General features: G+C 54.0%; 13 protein-coding genes. 3 read left to right on the forward strand and 10 right to left on the reverse strand.

The window, feature by feature from the left end; all coding sequences use genetic code 11:
* The first annotated feature begins 98 nt into the window (after positions 1–98).
* The 3 genes from LX87_RS00160 to LX87_RS00170 all read left to right on the forward strand — a co-directional run bounded on the left by LX87_RS00160 (position 99) and on the right by LX87_RS00170 (position 6,247).
* Positions 99–3,062, forward strand: coding sequence for a SusC/RagA family TonB-linked outer membrane protein (locus tag LX87_RS00160; protein ID WP_111626167.1), 2,964 nt, complete (start codon positions 99–101; stop codon positions 3,060–3,062).
* Positions 3,063–3,081: 19 nt separating this feature from the next.
* The gene (locus LX87_RS00165; protein WP_111626168.1) at positions 3,082–4,560 is read left to right on the forward strand and encodes a RagB/SusD family nutrient uptake outer membrane protein; all 1,479 of its coding nucleotides are present in this window, start codon (positions 3,082–3,084) and stop codon (positions 4,558–4,560) included.
* Positions 4,561–4,642: 82 nt separating this feature from the next.
* Complete coding sequence (locus LX87_RS00170) at positions 4,643–6,247, forward strand: glucoamylase family protein (RefSeq protein ID WP_111626169.1); 1,605 nt, start codon at positions 4,643–4,645, stop codon at positions 6,245–6,247.
* 162 nt (positions 6,248–6,409) lie between these two features.
* On the opposite strand, the gene LX87_RS28705 is transcribed toward LX87_RS00170, so the two are convergent.
* The 10 genes from LX87_RS28705 to LX87_RS00215 all read right to left on the reverse strand — a co-directional run bounded on the left by LX87_RS28705 (position 6,410) and on the right by LX87_RS00215 (position 21,917).
* Entirely contained in the window at positions 6,410–6,559 is a 150-nt protein-coding gene (locus LX87_RS28705) for a DUF5989 family protein (protein ID WP_170139282.1), read from the reverse strand.
* A gap of 4 nt (positions 6,560–6,563) precedes the next feature.
* Entirely contained in the window at positions 6,564–8,468 is a 1,905-nt protein-coding gene (locus LX87_RS00175) for an SGNH/GDSL hydrolase family protein (RefSeq protein WP_211325258.1), read from the reverse strand.
* A gap of 12 nt (positions 8,469–8,480) precedes the next feature.
* Entirely contained in the window at positions 8,481–9,722 is a 1,242-nt protein-coding gene (locus LX87_RS00180; RefSeq protein WP_111626170.1) for a metallophosphoesterase, read from the reverse strand.
* A 95-nt stretch (positions 9,723–9,817) separates the two neighbouring features.
* Positions 9,818–11,188 carry an enolase C-terminal domain-like protein gene (locus LX87_RS00185; RefSeq protein WP_111626171.1) on the reverse strand — a complete coding sequence of 457 codons (1,371 nt, stop codon included), beginning with the start codon at positions 11,186–11,188 and terminating at the stop codon, positions 9,818–9,820.
* 73 nt (positions 11,189–11,261) lie between these two features.
* Positions 11,262–13,469: an outer membrane protein assembly factor BamB family protein gene (locus LX87_RS00190; RefSeq protein WP_111626172.1), complete on the reverse strand. Its 2,208-nt coding sequence runs from the start codon at positions 13,467–13,469 to the stop codon at positions 11,262–11,264.
* Between the two features lie 18 nt (positions 13,470–13,487).
* Positions 13,488–14,474: a hypothetical protein gene (locus LX87_RS00195; protein WP_111627414.1), complete on the reverse strand. Its 987-nt coding sequence runs from the start codon at positions 14,472–14,474 to the stop codon at positions 13,488–13,490.
* A gap of 81 nt (positions 14,475–14,555) precedes the next feature.
* Positions 14,556–16,289 carry a RagB/SusD family nutrient uptake outer membrane protein gene (locus tag LX87_RS00200; protein WP_111627415.1) on the reverse strand — a complete coding sequence of 578 codons (1,734 nt, stop codon included), beginning with the start codon at positions 16,287–16,289 and terminating at the stop codon, positions 14,556–14,558.
* A 41-nt stretch (positions 16,290–16,330) separates the two neighbouring features.
* Positions 16,331–19,780, reverse strand: a complete 3,450-nt coding sequence (locus LX87_RS00205) for a SusC/RagA family TonB-linked outer membrane protein (RefSeq protein ID WP_111627416.1) — start codon at positions 19,778–19,780, stop codon at positions 16,331–16,333.
* A 221-nt stretch (positions 19,781–20,001) separates the two neighbouring features.
* The gene (locus LX87_RS00210) at positions 20,002–21,132 is read right to left on the reverse strand and encodes a FecR family protein (protein WP_111626173.1); all 1,131 of its coding nucleotides are present in this window, start codon (positions 21,130–21,132) and stop codon (positions 20,002–20,004) included.
* Positions 21,133–21,308: 176 nt separating this feature from the next.
* Complete coding sequence (locus LX87_RS00215; RefSeq protein ID WP_229310497.1) at positions 21,309–21,917, reverse strand: RNA polymerase sigma factor; 609 nt, start codon at positions 21,915–21,917, stop codon at positions 21,309–21,311.
* Between the last annotated feature and the right edge of the window lie 19 nt (positions 21,918–21,936).

Below are 21,936 nucleotides of genomic sequence, written 5' to 3' on the forward strand. Positions count from 1 at the left end.
AAATGATGTAGTAGTGATGTACCGGTTTTGTAACACTCTATGCCCTGTGTTAGTTTATATTTGAGCTTCAAAAAATAAAATATTTTACAGGAAAAGTTATGGAGAGGAGTATACGGCTTTTGATTCTGCTTTTGCTGATGGCAACCACAACGTGGGCACAGCAAAGGGTAAGTGGGAGAGTAACGGATAGTGAAGGGACCGGCCTGCCCGGAGTGAGTGTTCAGATCAAAAACACAACGAATGGTGCTAACACGGATGCCAACGGGCAGTACAGCATAGAAGCCAATCAGGGCGATGTACTGGTGTTTAGTTTTATCGGGATGAAAACGGCCGAGCGCACCGTGAGCGGTTCGTCTCTGGATATTCAACTGGAGGAAGATGTAACGACGTTGACGGAAGTGGTCGCCGTGGGATACGGGGTTCAGCGGAAAGCGGACGTAACCGGTTCCATTTCGTCGGTAAAAGCGCAGGATATTGCCAGCCGCCCGGTGGCATCGGCTACGCAGGCATTGCAGGGAAAAGCCGCCGGGGTGTTGATTACGACTAACCAGGGTTTGCCCGGTGCGGCTCCAAACGTCCGAATCCGGGGTGTCGGAACCGTGGGGAATAGTAATCCCCTTTACGTCGTGGACGGTATGTTTGTCGATGACATCCGGTTTCTGAACCCATCGGATATTCAAACCATCGATGTTCTGAAAGATGCTTCTTCACTGGCCATCTACGGTGTACGGGGTGCCAACGGGGTAGTATTGATTACGACAAAAGGCGGAAAATCTGGTCGGACGGCGTTCAATTACGAAGGGTACGCGGGGGTTACGCAACTTAGCAAGAAGCTGGAAATGACCAATGCCAGTGAATTCGCCACGCTGGTTAATGAAGTAGCGGTGAATGAGGGCGGACAACCCAAGTTTCCAAATCCCGGTTCGCTGGGGGCCGGAACCGACTGGTTTGATTACATCTTCCGGACGGGAAGCATCCAGAACCACCAGATCACGGCTTCGGGCGGTAATGAACGCGTGACGTTCAACGTTAGTGGAAGTTACTACGACGAAAAAGGAATTGTTCAGCAATCGGCCTACAACCGTCTGACCTTCCGGGTGAACAATACTTACAAACTGACGAGCAATTTCCGGCTCGGTAACAACCTGGCTTTCTCGCGGTCACAGTCCAATAACATACCGTCTGGTATTGTCCAGACGGCTTATAATGCCGACCCGACCATTACGCCAAGGAACGCCAACGGGTCGTACGGCTTTTCGAGCGTTAGCACCGTTGCCAACCCGGCGGCCACGCTGGCTTACCAAACCGACGATATCGTCAAGAGTGGACAACTAGTTGGAAATATCTACGGTGAACTGGACTTCCTGAAATCGTTTACGCTGCGCTCCAGCTTCGGGGTGGATCTGGGGCTGAACAACACCAGAATTTACCTGCCGCAGTATTTCGTTTCGGCCAGCCAAAGGAATGATCAGAGCAAACTGACCCGCGAATATGGTCTGAATACCACCTGGTTGTGGGAAAACACGCTGACGTTCAACCGGACATTTGGCAAAATCCACAACATCAACGCCCTGCTAGGTGCAACCGCCCAGAATACCCGGGCCGATTTCCTGCAAGGTATTCGATTTAACGTACCGGGCTACAGCAACGACGTTAAATTCCTTTCGTTGGGTAGCACGGTCGGGGCGCAAACAACCGACGTTCCGAGTTATGAATTTACCTACGCATCGTACCTGTTCCGGGTCAATTACAGCCTGTTGGATCGCTATCTGTTGACGGTGAGCCTCCGGCGCGATGGCTCGTCACGGTTCCCGCCCGAAAGCCGCTGGGCAACGTTCCCGGCCGTTGGTCTGGGCTGGCGGATTATTGACGAATCGTTCATGAAAGATCAGCAGTTGTTCAGCAACCTGAAACTGCGTGCCAGCTATGGAAAACTGGGGAATACCAACATTCCGAACTACCTGTATTATTCCCGGATCAGCAGCGGTCAGAACGCTATTTTCGGACCCGGACAGGCCATTCAGCAGGGCGCTACGCTCGAAAGTACTACCACCTCGAACCTGCTCTGGGAAACCGTTACCCAAACGGATATTGGTTTGGAGATGGGCTTTCTGAATAACCGGCTGACGGCGGAAATCGACTATTACAACCGCCAGACCTCCGACATGATTCTGAACGTCAACATCGGAAACGGTCGGCAGGTGCAGGCCAATGCCGCCAGTGCCTATAACCGGGGCTTTGAATTGACGGCGGGCTGGAATGATAACGTAGGCGATCTGAAATACAGCCTGAATGCCAACCTGACCACGGTTCAGAACGAAGTAACCAACCTCGGAAACGGCGGTATTCCGATCATCGGCGGTAGCCTCGGTAACGGCCGTACGGCGACGCTGACGGATGTTGGCCGTCCCATTGGTGCCTTCTACGGCTATCGCATGGCGGGCGTTTTCCAGACCGCGGATGAGGTTCGGGGCAGTGCCCAACCCAATGCGAAGCCCGGCGATCTGCGGTACGAAGACGTGAACGGCGACGGTGTGATTAACGGCGACGACCGGGTTTTTCTGGGAACACCCATTCCAAAGATGTTCTGGGGTTTCAACACCAATTTCTCCTTCAAAGGCTTTGATCTGGGGGTAGACTTCCAGGGGTCACACGGCAATAAAATTTACAACGGTCGGCGGGCCGTGCGCTTCGGTAACGAAAATTACGAGCGGATTGCGCTGGAACGCTGGACACCGCAAAACCCGTCGAATACCCAGCCGCGCCTGACCAACGGTGGCCCGAACTACGACGTGTCGGATTACTTCATCGAAAGCGGCTCATTCGTCCGGATTCGGAACATTCAGATTGGGTACACCTTACCGTCGACCTTGCTGAGTTCGATTGGAATCCGTTCCATCCGGGCTTACGTCAATGCCCTGAACCCGGTTACGTTCACCAATTATTCCGGATTCTCGCCGGAAGTGGGCGGTAACGAAGGCGCCACATTAAGTCGGGGTGTCGATCTGGACGTCGTACCGGTCTACCGTACAACAACCGTCGGTTTACAAATTGGGTTCTAATTTTTAATTGGCAACAACCATGATTTCGATATCAAAACAGTTTTTAAAAATCGCGCTGCTGAGTTCCCTGATGCTGACGGGGCAGGGGTGCAGTGAAGAGTTTCTGGAAAAAAGACCGCAGGGCGAACTGGTCACCGACGATTTTTTCAACAGCCAGGAAGGGGCTGTTCAGGCTACCAACGCGATTTATTGGCAGCTTCGCCAGTGGCCGACGCACGTGTTTGCTTTCCTGGCCGTGTCGAGTATGACTTCCGACGATGCCGAAAAGGGCAGTGAACCGGGGGATGCCTCTTTTCTGAGTGAGTTTGACCAGTTTACCCTAACGCCAACGAATGGCGGAGTAAACGACTTCTGGACGGGGCAATACCTCGGCATTGCCAAAGCCAATCAGGTGATTGAACGGGTTCCGGCCATTGCGATGGACGAAACGCTGAAAGCACGGCTGATCGGTGAAGCGAAGATGATCCGGGCTTACCTGTATTTCAACCTCGTCCGGACGTTTGGCGGTGTTCCCCTGATTACGCAGCTTCAGGACGACAACGCTCCGGCGGTACCACGGGCAACCAGCGCGGAGATTTACACCCAGATTGAAAAGGATCTGAACGACGCCATTGCCGTGCTGCCGGAGAAATCAGCCTACGCAGCGACGGACCTGGGCCGGGCTACCAAAGGAGCCGCCAAAGGGTGGCTGGCGAAGGTGTCGATGTACCAGGGTAAATGGAGCGAAGTACTCCGGCTGACTAACGAAATTATGCAGTCGGGGCAGTACGACCTGAAAACGCCTTACGAAGTGATCTTTACCGAAGCCGGTGAAAACTCGTCGGAGTCGTTGTTCGAAGTACAGGCAGCCGCCTTGCCGCAAGGGGGTGGAGGGTCACAGTACGCCGAGGTGCAGAGCGTCCGCGGGCAATTTGGCTGGGGCTTCAACGTGCCTTCCGAAGACCTCGTGAAAGCCTATGAACCCGGCGACCCTCGCAAGGATGCGACCATTATCGAGCGGGGCGAAACCATGCCCGACGGTGTGGTAATCATTTCGAATGCGGTCAACCCGTATTACAACCAGAAAGCATATGTGGCTCAGAACGAGACCAGGTCGCCCAACGGTTTGGGGGATTCCAATAAGAACATCCGGCTGCTACGCTATGCCGACATCATCCTGATGAACGCCGAAGCCGCTAACGAGCTGAACCAATCGCAGCAGGCCGTAACGTCTTTGAACGCGGTTCGGGCGCGGGCACGGGGTAGCAATACCGGTATTCTGCCGAATGTAACCTTCACAAGCAAAGAACAACTGAAAGCGGCCATCTGGAAAGAACGCCGGGTGGAGCTGGCGATGGAGCACGACCGCTTCTGGGATCTGGTTCGGCAAGGCCGGGCCGGAACGGTATTGCGGGCGCTGGGCAAAAAGTTTGTGAATGGAAAAAGCGAATTGATGCCGATTCCGCAGCCGCAGATTGATGCCAGCGGGGGCGTGCTGACCCAAAACCCGGGTTACTAAACCGGATTTATTTTGCATCAACCAGATGCCGAAGAGGCTATAGCGATGTTTATAGCCTCTTTTCCTTTTAAATCGCAATCGAATGAAACACATTAAAATAGTTTTCCTCTTTTTACCGGGTATACTCGGTCAACTGACCTGCCGGGCGCAATCGAATCCACCAGCCGCGCCCCTTGCCAACGAGTATAGCGAATACATGGAAACCGTTCAGAAGGCCACGTTTGGCTATTTCTGGGATTTTGCTCATCCGGTTTCCGGTTTGGCCCCCGAACGGACGGCCACGCCCAACGTGGTGACGACGGGCGGCACGGGTTTTGGCATCATGGCCATCGTAGTCGGGGCCGAACGCCGGTGGGTAAGCCGCGCCGAAGCCGTTCAGCGGATGCAGAAGATTGTCGGTTTTCTGGGAAAAGCCGACCGGTTTCATGGCGTCTGGCCGCACTGGCTCGACGGTAATTCGGGCAAGGTCATTCCGTTTTCGCAGTATGATAACGGGGGTGATCTGGTCGAAACGGCTTTTCTGGTCAACGGTTTGCTGAGTGCCCGAGCGTATTTTGATGGCAACACAGCCGCCGAAAAAGACCTGCGCCAACGGATCGACAAACTCTGGCGCGAAGTAGAGTGGGACTGGTATGTCCGCGACGGCAAACTGCTCTGGCACTGGTCACCGAACCACGAATGGAAAATGAACCACCCGTTGCGGGGACACGACGAAACCCTGATCACGTATGTGCTGGCGCTGGGCTCCCCGACGCACGCCATCAAACCGGAGGTTTACCAGAATACCTACAAACAAAGCGACCATTACGTCAATAACCAGACCTATTTTGGTTACAAACTACCACTGGGTTTTCCGATGGGTGGGCCGCTGTTCTTCACGCATTATTCGTTCCTGAGCCTCGATCCGCGGCTGATGCAGGATGAGCAGACCAATTACTGGCAGCAGAACATGAACCATACGCTCATCAACCGGGCGCACTGCCTGCAACCGCGTCAGGCGATGTTTGGCTACGGACCGGGCAACTGGGGCCTGACCGCCAGTGATGATTACAACTTCTACGATGCCCATTCGCCCACGAACGACAACGGCACCATCAGCCCGACGGCGGCTTTGTCGTCTTTCCCCTATACGCCCTATTACTCGATGCAGGTGTTGCGAAACCTGTATCTGCGCGAAGGCAACCGCCTGTTTGGTCCCTACGGTTTTTACGATGCGTACAACAAAGGGCTGAACTGGTATTCGAATCAGTATCTGGCCATTGACCAGGGACCGATTGTGGTGATGATGGAAAATTACCGCTCGGGCCTGATCTGGAAACTGGGCGAAAAAACGCCGGAACTGTGGGCGGGTCTGGGCAAAATGGGCATCAAAAAACCAAGCTATCCGACCGGTTTTTACTCCTACGCGCCCGATTTCCGCACCGGTTATATTGATCTCTGGAAACATCCTGACCGGGGTGCTTACCTACTGGATTTTGCCGTAAAAGGAACCCAGCCCGTAACGCTGACGGTGCGCGACGCAACCGGGCGGGAGGTGCAAAAACTGATTGATAACAAAGCCTATCCCGAAGGTACGCACCAACTAACCGCTCAGCTTCCGGACGGAAAGTATGACTTTGAATGGGCGCAGGGTGATGCAAAGCAGCGTGTTAAGATTTCACTTCATCAAGGTGTAGATAATCAATAAAATGAATCCTGTATGGTTTGGCGAGTAGGTGAAAGAAGCGCGTTTTAAGCTGGCTCGATAATAGGGCTTAAGAACCAATCGCAGCTGAGTTGCAGGGTAATTGAACCGCCCACGGTCTAAACCGTGGGCGGTTTTTTTAAGGACTATGTTGTCTGGCTTAGTTTAAAAAAGCGAATAGATAAACGGCGCGAGAGCCGAACCGGTGGTCATGACGGTCAAAAGGCTAAGCAGGAGTAGCAGAACCAGTAGCGGATAGAGCCAATACCGTTTGCGGGTTCGCATGAAAAGCCAGAATTCCTGAAAGAACTCCATTGGATTACGGTTTAAGAGTTTGAAGCTGGGCTTTTAACTGCAACGCTACCGGGTTGCGCGGATCCAGCCGGAGCGATTTAGCCACGTATTTAGCGGCCCCGGCGGTATTGGCAAATTTCAGGTAACCAGCCGCTAGCTGATTGCTCAGGGCTACGTTCGTTGTGTCAGCGAGATACTGGTTTTTGGCCGAAACAAGCTGATCGACAAAGTTTTGTAATTCGTTTAGACTAAATGCGGATTCGTTATGAGCCGCTGCGTAGCGCAGATACGGCAGGGCTTCGTCCGGGCGGTCGAGCTTCAGGAGGGTGATAAACAGGTTCTGCGCGACCGCAAACGTTTCTTCCAACTGGAATGCTTTTTTCAGAAACCAGACCGCCCGCTCCGGCTGGTTCAGGCTTAGGGCCAATTTTCCGGCTTGTCCATAAAAAGCCGGATCATACGGATATTCCAGCATCAGGGCTTCGGTGACTTCCAACGCAGCCTGCGGGTTCTGCGCTTTCTGATAATGGGCCAGAAGTTGCTGCATGGCGTCGGGCCACGTAATCTGCTTCACCACCAGCGCGCCCGCCAGTTGTTCTTCAATGGTTTTGGGACGGTTTTCTTCCGGTGCCATTGGTTCGTTAAACGGCCAGCCTTCCTTCAGAATCAGCATTTCAAACACTCCTTTCAGCGAATCTACCGGCGTAATCGGCATTTGCTGGCGGAGTTGAGCAAATGAGAGTTCCTTTTTCCACTCTGGAGCAATCAGTCGTTTCTTTTTCAGGGCTTCGTAAAACGCGTCCGAAAGCAGCGCATATCCGTATAAGTTCGGATGAACGTGTTCCAGCAGCGTTTCCTGACCCAGAATACCGTTCGGCGAATGGTGTTCGAAAACGGCTTTGGCTTCCACCACCGTAACCTCTGGATACCGGTTTGCCAGCTCCTGAATCACCTGGTTCATGGCTTCCGGCGCCCGAAACCGTAGCAAATCCAGTTCCTTCGCCTGCACAAACCGCTGTTTGGCCTCCGCAAACTGACCGTTCGCATAAGCGTGGGTGGCCTGCGTAAACTGGTGCTGGGCCGATGCCGTCGTACTGCCCGGTGCGCTGACAAACGGTTTTAAATCCTTCTCGTTGCTGACCAGGTTGCTGATAAAAACGGGAATCTGCTTTTCGGAAAATAACCGGCAAAGGTCATTCAGATTGGTTTTAAACTGCTCGATGCCCTGCTGATACGTCGCCGAACCGTAAGCAATCTGTTGATCGGCGGCCATGCGTTTCATCAGGTTTTCGCGCAAATCCACTTTCCCGCCCGACATGGTTTTACGGATGCCTGCCAGCGTGCGGTTCAGCAACTGCATCAACCGGAGTTCGCGCAGTTTGAGCACCAGCCGCACCAGCGCCGGATGACCGCCCAGCGAACTGGTAGAACCCACGCCCATTGCCCCGTAATATTCGTTATGACCCGTGTAAATCAACACGGCATCGGGTTCATACGCGGGTAGTTGCTGCGCGAAACCGAAAACCGTGTAGGAATTAACCGCCGTCAGCGACAGGTTAATAATCTCGAAATTCCGGTTCGGAAACGTGTGCATCAGCCGGTAGTGCAGCCAGCGATGGAACGAGCCGTTGTGAAAGTAGGGGTAGCCAATCGTTGTTGATTCGCCCAGCACGAAAATGCGGAACGTGCCCTCCGCTTTCCGTTGCCGGAAGGGTTCGAAATTACCAGTGGTGGCGTTGTCGGTTTCGGTAAAATACCGTTCCGACGCGTGTGGATTCATGATCCAGTAGCCTTTCCGTTGTGGGTCTTCCACAAACAGGCGGTAGTCGTGGCCATAACCAAACAGCCGAAGCAGCCCTTCGACCAGCACCAGCGCCAGCAACGGCGAAAGGGCCGCGAGTCCTTTAAACAGCCACAATCGCTTGTTCATGCCTAAAACCGTTTACCGTTTGGCCGTCAGATGATACCGGCCAACCTCTTTTCCGTCGTCCAGCAGCATACTCAGGTTCAGGTCTTTCCGATCCGCTTTCAGTTTGATCAGCGTCCGGCTCCCGTCTCTCGATCCACCGCCGATGATGATTGGGTAGTTGTGCTGGCCCGCAACCGGCTCGTGGACCCCGTATCGATGCGTGTGACCGCTGATGCACAGATCGACCTTGTGCTTGTTGAACAGGGGCGTAAAGAGTTTCTGGCAATGCATGGGACCGTGCCAGTTGTTGTGGTGATGGGTCGGAATATGCATGAAAACCACCCGGAATTTAGCTTTTTTGTACGCCGTACTTTGCATGACCTGATCAACCCAGCGGGCCTGTTCTTCCCGGTAGGCGTCAAAATCCACGATGCCCGCGTAGACGGGTTCGGTGTCCGGTTTGTCCTCGCCGGTGTCGATCACGGTAAAATGAACCGGACCCCAGGTGTAACTATAATAGTGTTTATTCTGCGGATTGGTAAAATACTGGTGAATTTCGCCCCGGTATTTGCCCCGGGTTTCGTGGTTGCCCCGAACGAACAGAAACGGTTTTTCCCTGGCAAAACCGGCTGAGCACGGCACCAGCAGGTGGTCGATCAGTTGCTGCTCATTGGTCTGGTAATCGAAAAGATCGCCGTTCAGGAACACAAAGTCGAACGGATCGTTGCCTTTCAGACTCAATAAATGCGTAATGGTGTCGGGCCGGTCGTGGACGTCGTTCAGTACCAGACAACTTACCGTGTCGGCCTGTTCGTTGGGCGTTGTAAAGCTTAGTAGGCCGCTGTCAATCGTAGTGCCGTAGGTAAGTTTATACGGCTTGAATTCCGTAATTTCTTTGGAATAAACGCGGTATTGATAGGTTGTACCGGGCTTTAAGCCGTTGAGGGTGATTTTGTTAATCCGGTTATAGGCGTCGATCAGCCCGTCAGTAACGCTATGCGCTTTTTTGCCGAGCGATTCATTCTCACCGTATTCTACCCAACTGTAAGAAGGCAGATTAGCGATCCACATAACGGTCATGGAACCCGGTCCGGTATATTGCAGATACGGTTCGCTCAGAAAAACGTGGCCTTTAGCCGGATCGGGGGATTGCAACGACGGATTCCGGGCCAATACCGATGCGGGTACTACGCTACCCAGAGCGCCCGTGGCGCCAAGACCAGCCGCCGATTTCAGAAACGATCGACGATCAGTAGATTGTTTGGGGTTATTCATAAGAGAGGGAAATACAGCATTAGACCAACGAAACCTCTTCCAAACCGAAGCACCGTCGGATTTGAAAGAGGTTTTCGGAACAGAATTACTCGTTTTTATGGCCGGATAATGGTTCCATCGGCTTTCCGGACCTGCCAGTTCGATTTGGTTGTAATCGGATACTTGGCCGCTTCCTTCTCGTTGATGTCGACGCCCAGCCCCGGCACCTCGTTGACCGACATATACCCTTTGTTCATGGTCGGACAGCCGCTGAAGACTTCCTTCATTTTATCCGAAAACTGCACGGCTTCCTGAATCCCGAAGTTCCAGACCGCCAGGTCGATGTGCGCGTGGGCCGCGTGACCGACCGGCGATACGTCGCCCGGACCGTGCCAGGCCGTGCGGACGTTGAACCATTCACCCAGCCGGGCCACTTTCATGGCGGGAGTGATACCACCAATCTGCGAAACGTGAATCCGGATGTAGTCGAACCACTGGTTGACCATCGGCTCTTTAAACTCGTTGATGTTGTTGAACAACTCGCCCATTGCAATGGGGACGCTCGTCGTTTGACGGAGTAGCGCAAACCATTTCATGTTTTCAGGCGAGAAGGGGTCTTCGATAAAGAACGGACGGTAATCTTCCAGTTGCTTGATCATATTAATGGCTTCCATCGGCTGTACCCGCTCATGGATGTCGTGAAGAAGTTCAACTTCCTCTCCGCACTGCTTCCGAACGTAGTCGAACATTTTCGGCACGGACTTCAGGTATCCCGAAACGTTCATGTAGGCATCGCCTTCGTACCCAAAACCGGCGGCCCGGAAATCGGGCTTGTCAAGGTTGCTGCCAACACCGCCGTAGCCCCCCTGCTGAATCCGGATGTATCGAAAGCCCTGCTCCATAAATTTCTTCACGCTTTCGGCGGCTGCTTCGGGGGTGTTACCGCCCGCGTGCGTGTAGCAGGGAACGGCAAACCGCACTTTTCCGCCCAGCAGTTGATACACCGGCATGTTGGCGCGCTTGCCCTTGATGTCCCACAGCGCCTGATCCAGCCCGGAGAGCGCGTTGTTCAGGACCGGGCCGTTCCGCCAGTAGGAGCTGACATAAGCCGCCTGCCACATATCCTCAATGTTATCCACATCCTTGCCCACGCAAAAGTCATTCAGATAGGAATTGATGGCGGCCACCACGGCAACGGCCCGTTGCGTGAACGTGGCGCAACCCAGACCGTACAGGCCCGGTTCAGTGGTTTCCACTTTCACAACGATCAGGTTTGAGCCCTGCGGAGCCGTGGCAATGGCTTTGACGGATTTGATTTTGACCGGTGCCAGACCTTTAGCGTATTGGGGCGTACCCTGCCGTTCGCGGGCTTCGGCGCTGGAAATGCCGCCGAACAAACCGAGTAAACCGGCTCCGGAGCCGAAGCCTATTTTTTTCAACGTCTCACGACGGCTGTTCCATTCGGCGGGGTTTTCGATTTCTTTCATGATTCAGGAGTTAAAGGTTTATTTAGAATATGCTTATAAAAGCACCAGAAAGGGTTTCGTTACTGCTTATTGGTCAGGGCAGCGCAAAGGCAATGTAGGAACCGCCCGGTTTATGACCATTTTTGACCCCACCGGCGGCAATGACCACGTATTGTTTGCCGGCCACTTCGTAGGTAATCGGGGTGGCAAAACCGCCCGCCGGAAGCTGGTATTCCCAGACGACTTTGCCCGTTTTTTTGTCGAAGGCCCGGATGCGTTCGTCTTTGGTTCCGGCAATGAAAATCAGGCCACCCGCCGTCACAATTGGTCCGCCGTAATTTTCGGTACCCGTAATGGGAATGCCTTTTTTCGTTAGCTCCGGAAATTCGCCCAGCGGAACCCGCCACAGATATTCGCCGGTATTCAGGTCGATGGCGTTGAGCGTGCCCCAGGGCGGTTTAACGGCCGGGTAACCGTTCGGGTCGAAAAAGCGGGTATACCCGTTGTTGATGTAGGGCGGAATGTACGGAAATTCGCTGCTTTTATCCGCTTGGGTCAATACCGGTGCGTTGTGATTGTCCTGACTTTCGGCGGGTCTGGGCGCGGGTGCCTGGGTATCGGCATTGAGCAGATAGCGGATCAGCGTAAAGCGATCCTGGTCGGAAATGTGCTGAAACGACGGCATTCGGCCCCGGCCGGATTTCAGTACGGCATTGATTTCGGGAGCGGAAAGCCGTTTGCCAATATCGACCAGACTGGGGTATTCCTGCCCGCTGCCTTTGCGGTCGGGGCCGTGACAGGCCATGCAATTAGCCTGATAAAGCGTTTTCCCTTTCGACGCAATTTCGGCGTTCCGGGCCGCCAGGTCCGACATTTTCAGATCCCAAACCATTTCGTTGGAGTTCTGGTACAGAATACCGTCCGGGTCCGACGCGTTGCCGCCCCATTCAGCGCCCCCGCCAATCCCGAAAAACAGCGTGCCCTCCAGACTCGGCGGCATAAACTTATCACCATGACGGGTTTTCAGAAACCGTTCCTTAACGAATTTGTGGGCTTCGGGCGTCAGGTCCGTAATGTCGGCTTCGGTAAAAACCTGCCGGGCAAAGGGTGCGGGTTTCAGCGGAAATTTCTGCGTCGGCCACGGCACCTCACCGGGCAGGGCGGGCGAGGTCGGCACTTTCCGTTCTTCCACCGGAAACAGCGATTCGCCGGTGTCGCGGTTCAGCACGTAGACCAAACCGTCTTTGGTGGTCTGCGCAACGGCATCCACCATCCGGCCGTTGTGTTTTACCGTCATCAGATTAGGTGGGCAGGGAATGTCGCGGTCCCAGAGGTCGTGGTGAACGGTTTGGTAAAACCACTTCATCTTACCGGTTTCCACATCCAGCGCCAGAATACAGTCGGAATACAGGTTTTGGCCCGCCCGAATACCGCCGTAGAAATCGACAGACGGCGAACCCGTTCCGAAGTAGACGGTTTTCCGCTTTTCGTCAAGCACCATACCGGCCCAGTTGTTGGCCCCACCAATGCGTTTGTAGGCATCTTTCGGCCAGGTTTCGTACCCCGGTTCGCCCGGTTGCGGAATGGTGTGGAACACCCAGAGGACTTTGCCGGTACGAATATCGAATCCGCGAACGTGGCCCGGAGCCGCATCGCCCTGCTCCGAAACCGTCGAGCCCATTACCAGAATGTCCTTGTAAATAACACCCGGTGTCGTGGACGTTACCGACACTTTGCTCAGATCCCGCTTCGATTCATCGTCCAGCCCCTGCCGTAAATCCACTTCGCCGTTTTTGCCGAACGTGGCCACGGGTTCGCCGGTAAGCGCGTTGAGGGCGTAGAGCGTCGAACCGGCGGTATACAGGATGCGTTTATCGGCACCGCTTTCCCAGTACATAACGCCCCGGCTCTGGTTGAAGCGCGGTGATTTGTTTTTAAATGGATCGAAAAGCCAGCGTTGTTTGCCGGTTCCGGCATCCAGCGCAAACACCTTCAGCATCGGCGTGGTGCCGTACAGAATACCGTTGATGACGATAGGCTGGCACTGAATTTCGAGTTGCCGTTCGGCGGGGCCATCAGCTCCGGCGGCATTATACGTCCAGGCAACTTTCAGGTTTTTGACATTTCGGAGGTTAATCTGATTCAGGGATGAATAGCGGTTTCCGGCTTTATTACCGCCGTAGGTAGGCCAGTCTCGTCCGCCCGGCTGATCGGTGCCGCCCGCTTCCCGAATGGGAGTAATGGACGAACTGCTGACCATCAGGAGCCACAGCCCGACTACGATTGGTTGCGCATATTTCATGGTTATTTACTGGAAATGTTACTTGACGGATGCGGTTTTGGGTAGTTGATAGAATTCGTACGAAATCGTCCACCGGAACGTCTGGCCCGGTTCGGCTTTCACCTGAATGTAGGGTTCGGGACAAACCGTGGTCGGAATGGACCAGAACGCCAGTTGCACAATCGGTTTATCGCCCACGACCCGGACACCGGCCCCGGTTTTGCGGTTTTCGACGCGGAAATCGTAATCGTTGACTGAATCGCCGAAACCCGTCAGGTAGCAGTGCGTGCTTTCGCCTTTTGGTAATTCTTGGAGGTAAACAAACCGGTTGCCCTGCACATCGGCCAGGGTGCCCATGCCGCGCGTGGGTTTCACCTGAAGCTGAAAGGGAAACGTAACCGATACATCCGGGCCGGTTGGCTGGTTGTCTATCACAAAGAAATTGTGGTCGTAAACGGTGGTTGCGATAGCTTTCTGGCCGGTGTTTTTCAGGCTGTGTTCCAATACCAGAACGGGTTTGCCTTTCAGCAGCTTAACGGTTTTCTGGTAGAGATAGGAATAACCGGCGGCATCGGTTAGCGCGTGGGTGAAGATTACGGCATCACGATTGGATTTTACCGTCCATTTACCGGGATTAACAAGGGCATAGGGTGTGGCAAACCGGTACGGCTGGTCTTTGGCTTTGCGGAGCGAACCCACCCCAATTTTCAGGAATTCGTCACCCGGTCTGGCTTCTTCGTACCCGATGGGCGTAAATTCTTCCACCGGGCCGCTGATGGCATCGTGGAGCTTCGGGTCGTATTTCTCGAACCACGGGCCGAAATAGGAATGGCCTTTGTAATCCAGACTGGCGATCACGCCCGACCCGTCGAACCGGACGCCCTGGTAGTACCCGTTGACCGAATCGGGCAGGTAGAGTGTAGCCCGGAGAATACCGTTGGAGATTTCGGCCTGTGGAAAAGGCGCTACCCGCGTCATGCTGGCAAAACTGACCAGCGCACTAACAAGAAATAGGACTTTCTTCATAGAATGGACATACAAACCCTGACTCATAAAGCAGGAACGGAGCAGCGGTTTCGGGGGCTGCTCCGCTCGTAATCCGTCAGGCTAGTAACCCGAATTTTGCTTCATACTAACATTCGAATTAATTTCATCAATAGGAATCGGCTGGGCGTAATCGGTATCTTCCCACTGAATGGCCCCGCCCCGGATGCGCTGGTAATAAGCGGCTTCCTGCGGCCCGATCTGCCAGCGTCGCACATCGATCCACCAGTGACCTTCACCAAACAACTCGGCCCAGCGTTCGTACTTGAGCGGATCGTTTTTCAGGACCGGGTCGGGCGCTTTCGTCGCGTCGGTCAGGCTTTTGTAATCAACCGGCGATGCGCCATTGACCGGATACCCGTAGGCTCGCCGTTTCACCTTGTTGATGTACTCCAAAGCGGTGGCGTTGTCGCCAGTCCGGATGAGCGTTTCGGCGTAGAGCAGGTACACATCGGCCAGCCGCAGAAGCAGAATGTTGTTGCCGTTGGCCATATTGACCTCGGTTTCGGTTGCGTCGATGGTCAGGTATTTGCGGAAACTCCAGGCTTCCATGTCCATCTCACTGATGTCAAGGAAGTGCGACAGAGGCCGTTTGCGGCTGCTGACGGTCATGCTATCCACGTAAGGCTGCCAGCAGGATACCCACAAACGCGGGTCCACGGTTTTGTTCCGACGGGCCTGGAGCGAACGGGTAACGTAGGTCGGATCAACATTCGTTGCCAGCGGCTGCGTAGTTCCGGCTTTGAAATAATGGCCTTCGTTAAACCCGAAGCGGGCAATGTTTTTGGCGTGCGGAAACACGTTCGACCAGGCCGAAGCCGCGGGCAGGTTGTTGTCGCCTACGTAAGTCGGGGCCAGTACCATGCCTATGCTCGTACCCATAGAGTTTTCGGTATTGCCCCGCGCGGTCATGTCCACGTTCAGGTTCATTTCCACCAGCGATTCGGAATTGAACTCGTTTTTGCCGTTGAACATATCTTTGTACACCTCGAACGAAACGAGCGATTTTCCGCTGTTGTTGACCACGTCAGCCAGCGCGGTTTTGGCGTTGGTCCAGTCCTGCGTATACACATAGGCTTTGCCCAGCGCGGCTTTGGCGCCCCATCCGCTGATCTTGTGTTTTTCATTCGCACCCGGCCAGGTTTTTCCGGCCAGCAGGGTTTCGGCGGCTTTCAGGTCGTTGATGATAAAATCCCAGACCTCTTTCACCGTGGCCCTCGGCACCTGCGTCTGGTCGAGGCTCGTCGCGGCTTCGGTGATGATCGGAACGCCCATTTTGTCTCCGCCCTGATTGTTGATAATGAACGACTCTCCCCAGATCGTTATCAGGTGCTGGTAATACCAGGACCGCAAAAACAGCGCCTGCCCTTTAATCAGGTCGAGGGATTTCTTATCGGCTTCCTGCGTCGCTTTGGGACGGAATTTTTCGATATTGATCAGCAGGGTATTAGCCCGTTGCACACCTTTCCAGCTATCGCGCCAGGTTTCCGACAGAAAACCGTCGTTCGGTTGCGAGTTGTTCTGTGCCAGTTGAATCCAGGTCGGTGTGCCCTGCCAGCTCAGGTCGGCGGTGTGATCCCACATATAAAACCCTTTGCCGTAGATGTTGTGCCCATACAGGCCCGCCGAGTGCTGCGTACCGTAAACGCCCGTCAGCAATTGCTCCAGGTCCGTGATGGTATTCGGGTAGTTGTTGGTCGACAACGCGCCGGGGTTGGTTACGTCAATGAAATCTTCCTTACAGCCTGCCAGACTGACGAGTGCTATAAAGAGGGTTATTTTCAGGAATGGCTTCATGATATGAAACATCGTTTTTCAACGGATTAAGGTCTGGTGAATTAGAAACTGGCGTCGATGCCCAGCGATAGCAGCGTGGTGCGCGGATACGAGTAAATAGCATCAATACCCCGGCCGGTGGTGCCATTGCGTCCGAGTACTTCGGGGTCCATGCCGGTGTATTTCGTTAAGGTCATCAGATTCTGACCCTGTGCGTAGACCCGGATGCTGCTCATTTTGATTTTACTGGTTACGGTATTCGGAATCGTGTAGCCAATCTGCAAATTGCGCAGTTTCAGATAGGAGCCGTTTTCCACATAGTAATCAGAGATCCGGGTGTAGTTGGAGTTCGGGTCGCGAATGTAGTTGCCGGATGCATCCGTATAGCCCACACGCGGGCGATCGGTCAGCCCGTTTCCGTTGAAGAACGACGTTTCGAAAATATCGCCCGTGGTGTTGTAGTCACCCACGAAAAACTGCGTGTAGTAGCGGTTGGCGTTGTAAATATCCAGCCCCTGCACTCCCTGGAACAGCGCCGACAGGTCGAAGCCTTTCCAACCCAGATTCAGCGTCAAACCGTACGTCATTTTGGGCCAGGGACTACCGATGTACGTTTTGTCATCGATTGTAATCCGACCGTCTCCGTTGGTATCCCGGAAACGCAGATCACCCGCACCCGTTCCGGCGTTCTGATAGAAAACGCCCGTGGTCGGTCTGCCGGCGGCTGCGGCTTTTTCCTGCGCCTGCTGGTTCAGGGTAGCCACTTCGGCATCGCTCTGGAAAATCCCTTCGGTGACGTAACCGTAGTACTGACTCAGCGGGTAACCGGCCTGCGTGCGGGCAATGGTGCTTTCGAGATAGTCACCGCCCGAGCCGTCGTTGATCGGGTTGTTGTTCGTGCCGCTCAGTTGTTTAACCAGGTTTTTGTTGAATGCGGCATTGGCGGCAATGCTGTACGTAAAACCGCCTTTTTTACCCCGGTAATCAAGGGCCAGTTCAAGCCCTTTGTTGCTCATCTGACCAATGTTGGTATAAACGTTGGAGCCGGCAAAACCCGCTGAGCGCGGAACCGGGACCTGATAAATCATGTCCCCGGTCTGGCGGCTGTACCAGTCGATCACCAGGTTCAACTGGTTGTTGAACAAACCAATGTCGGCACCTATATCGGTTTGCCGGACTTCTTCCCACTTGATGTTTTCGTTGGGCAACTGCGCCGTCAGGGCGTACCCTTTGGCGCGGCTGCCATCCGGCAGGCCGTGGATGTTTGTACCGCCCGATCCGCCGTACGATGCCTGATACGTGAATTGCGGAATGTTGCTGGTACTGCCCAGCTTTCCGTAGCTTCCCCGCAGCTTGAGGGTCGAGATCACCGGGATGTTGCGCATAAAGGCTTCGTCGCTTACGCGCCAGCCCACCGAGAAGGACGGAAATACCCCCCAGCGATTGGCGGGTCCAAACCGGTCAGAACCGTCCCGTCGAACGTTGGCCGTCAGCAGGTATTTCCCTGCGTAGGTGTAGTTGATCCGGCCAAACTGCGACAGGAGCCGGGTTTGCGGATATTCGCCCCCACTGGCGCGGTAGGTACTCGGATCGGTGCTCAGGCCTAGATTATAGGTGATAATCTGGAAACCCTGCGCTTCGGCGTAAAGGTTGCTGAGGTCCTGCTGGAACGCTTCATAACCGGCCATCGCTTTAAATTCGTGCTGACCAACGGTTTTGTCGTATGTCAGTACAAAGTTTGCCGTCAGGTTGCGTTGACTGGTTTGCTCCCGGCTTAAATACGCAATGGGGTTTCGGACCACCCCAAAGTCGTGGGATTCGCGGAACGTATAATTCCGACCGCTGTAAATGGAAGCCCCGAACGTCGAGCGCAGATTCAGCCCTTTGGTAATTTCCCAGTCGGCATAAAGGTTGCCTTCCAGAGCGTACTGATCGTTCAGGCGGTGGTGACTATTTTCCCAGCCCACCAAGTTTGGCCCGGTGAAAAACGAACCGGTTTTGGCCCAGCCGCCATACGGGTTGGTTTCGTCCCGGACGGCGATCAGCGGGGCCGAACGGAACGGAAAGGTGGTATTCTGGGGCGGGTTGGTACTGGTTTTCCAGGCAAACAGGGTTTCTCCGACTTTAAACCGTTTATTGATTTTAAAATCCGCGTTGGAGCGCAGCCCGTAACGTTCAAACGAGTTGTCGATGATGGTTCCATCTTCGCGCTGGTAGTTGGCCGAGAGGTAATAATTGGCTTTGGCCGATGCACCCGCCAGCGAAAGCGAATAACTCTGTTCTTTTCCGTTCTGGAAAATTTCGTCTACCCAATCGGTATTGGGCAGGCTGGCCGGATCGCCCCAGCCGTTGGTATTGACGCCGAACGCTTTTTTAGCGGTAATGTAATCCGCCGTGTTCAGCATTTTATACAGGTTCCGGGGCTGCCGAACACCGTAATAGGCGTTGAAGTTGATGTTCATTTTGTCTAGGCTGCCCCCTCGTTTGGTGGTTACCAAAACCACGCCACCGGCAGCCTGCGCCCCATAAATGGCAGCCGCGCTGGCATCTTTCAGCACTTCGATGGACTCGACATCCTGAAGGTTGAAGTTGTTGCCCGCGCCCATCCGAATACCGTCTACGATGTAAAGCGGAGCCATGCCGCCGATGGAGCCAACGCCCCGAATGACGATGTCGGAGCTACCACCCGGCGTTCCGTCCGGACGAGTCACCTGCACCCCGGCGGCCCGGCCCTGCAAGGCTTCGTTTACACTGCGAACCGGCAGGTTCTTCACTTCGGCAGCTTTTACCGACGAAACCGACCCCGTTAAGTCCGAACGTTTCTGCGTACCGTAACCGACCACGACCACTTCGCTGAGGTTTTTGGTGTCGGTCACCAGACTGACATTGATCTCGGAACGGTTATCGACAGCTATTTCCTGAGACGTATAGCCCACAAAGCTGAACACCAGCACGGCATCGCCGGTCTGCAATGTCATTCGGTATTGGCCGTTGCCATCCGTGGTGGTGCCGCGCGAGGTTCCTTTAACGACCACACTCACCCCCGGCAGCCGGGCGCCGGTTTCGTCGGCAACCGTTCCGGTGATGGTCTGGTCAACGGCAGCCGCGTCGCTTCTGCGGAGAATTTCTTCGGGTGAGGGGAGTGGCCGGGGTTCCAGGTTCAAAATGATTTGCCGCCCTTTCACCTGATAGCTCAGGTCCAGCGGTTTCAGGAGTTTATCCAGAATTTCGCCCAGGGGCTGGTTGGTCGCGCTGAACGTCACCCGCTGGTTCAACTGAATCAGGGATGAACGAAAGGCAAAACGAACATCGGTCTGTTTTCCCAACTGGTTCAGGACGGCTCTCACGGGCTGGTTGGTCACCTGTATGGTCACGCGCTGATCCATGATTCGCTGCGCTTCCACCGGGCGGGCCAGAGCCAGTCCGGTGAAGACTGCTGCCAGGAGTAACTGATAGAAAGTCAATTTCATAAAGCTACGCAACAGGCTAAGCGGTTGTCGAAGTTTTTCCATACTTTTGATTGTTTTTTGGCTGTTTGGGGTTTCGAATGGACAAAAAATTCCCTTAATCATCCCGGCACAGGTTGATCGAAAAAGGGGTTTGTCAGGTCAATGATGCTGGTACCATCATTGACCTTTTTTGTAAGAAGCGATGCGTAAATTAAATCATAGGCGAAGGGTTAGGCTAGCGATGGTTTGGAATATAGATTATGGGTTTAGGAATAGTTGATGCGTTATTGACAGCCTTTGCTGGTGATGACGATCTGCCCATCCAGTACTTTGTAGGATGCACCGATGGTCTGGCAGATCACGTCCAGCCTTTCCATTAGATTTTCTTCGTTGAAGGTCACGTTCACCAGACAGGCCGCCAGCGCATCCTCGTCGAAGATCAGTTTGACACCATAGGTTCGTTCCAGGCTTGAAAAAACCCTGGCAATCGACGCATCCTCAAACACCTGCTCACGACTGGGCCGGTTGGCAATCAAAGCCGCCGGTTCTTCAACCAGGGCCTTCACTAGCCGATTCTCTTCCAGGTTGTAGGTCATCTGCTGGTTGGGCGTCAGGACCACCCCATCGACGCGACGAACCCCGCTCTGCTGGGCATTCTCGTAATCTTTCTGCGAATAGACCGACACCCGCCCGGTTTTTACCATAACCGTCACCTCTTTTTCCCGGTAGTAGGCACGGACTAAAAAGCTGGTTCCGAGTACTTTTGTAACGGTTTGGTTGGCGTAAATCAAAAACGGTTTGGCCGGGTTCTTCACCACGTCGAAAAAGGCTTCCCCGCTGAGGTACACCGTACGGGCACTGGTATTGAAATGGGATGGATAGCTGAGTCGGCTGTTTGGGTTCAGGGTCACCACGCTGCCGTCGCTCAGCAAAACATTGATGGCTTTGGTGCCGGTGTTTACCTTTTCCTCAAGCGGTATAGTCGTTACCGTTCGGGTTACATATTCGTACGAGTCCAGGGCCGGTTTCGGTAGCCGGTTTACGTAAAACCAGGTGCTTACGCCCATCAGCATAATGGAAGCTGCAACGGCCCAGCGCCACCAGGGCCGTTGCCCGAGCGGAATAACCGGATGCTCAGTCTCTTCTTCCTGTTCGGTTTCCCGGCGTTCGGCGGCTTTGCTCATCAGCTTCTTCACCTCCAGCTCTATCCGGTCATCGGTTGCATCGTCCTGATAATGATCGTTCAGGGCATGAATCAATTCCTGGGCCTGCTGGGTAACCTCGGCGCGATCCGGATTCTGGGCCAGCCATTGTTCCCAAAAATGGGCTGCCTGCGGAGATGTACCCGTAGTCCACTGTCGGAACGATTCGTCGAACAGAAAGTCTTCCGCTTCGTACGTTCTGTAATTAATCATTGAGCAAATGGCATTCTATAACTTCTACTGGCATAGTGCCGGATTGGAAGGTGCAATACTCATAAAAAAGTAAAATTATTTTCTGGCAAAGTTCAATTGTTGCTAACTGCTGCTTAAACAGGCGCTTAGAGCAGTAAGCTGCGGAAGGAGGATAAGCGGCTAAACGAATGGGCTATTTATACGGAGCGCACGAGTACCAGCAAGGCCAGCAAAAGGCTGGACGACCACTGACTGCGGAGTTCCTTGAACGTGCGATGAAGCAGATTGGCAACACTTTGGCGCTCCAGACCCATGATCTGGGCAATTTCATGGTTATCCAGATTCTGATAGAATCGCAGATACAAAACTTCCTGCTGGCGTTTGGAGAGCGACGCCATCAGCTGGTGCAGCAGACGGGTTTGTTCGGTATGGCTTTCGTCGTCAATGATCTGTTGCTCAATGGAATCGGCATAGGGCAGTTGCGTGGGAGCCGGTTCGTCGAGATGAAGAGAGGGGTGGTGCGGTAGGAGTTTTAAGAGTTTATAACGCAGGGATTTAAGCAGGTATGTTTTTACAAAAACCGCATCGCCAACCGTTTGATGATGGTCCCATAAGTCCACCAGCAAATCCTGGATCGCATCCCAAACCAGTTCCGAATCCGCAGTAAGTCGCAACCCGTAGTTGTAAAGACTACGGTAATGCACCTGGGCCAGTGCGCCGAAAGCCAGTTTATCACCGGCTTTAAAGCGTTGCCAGAGCTCCTGAGGGGCAAGGGTTTTGTAATCAGTAGCTGTAATGCGTTCCAAGAGAAGATAAGCGTCACGT

The organism is Larkinella arboricola, assembly GCF_003259745.1.
GTDB classification, from domain to species: Bacteria; Bacteroidota; Bacteroidia; order Cytophagales; family Spirosomataceae; genus Larkinella; species Larkinella arboricola.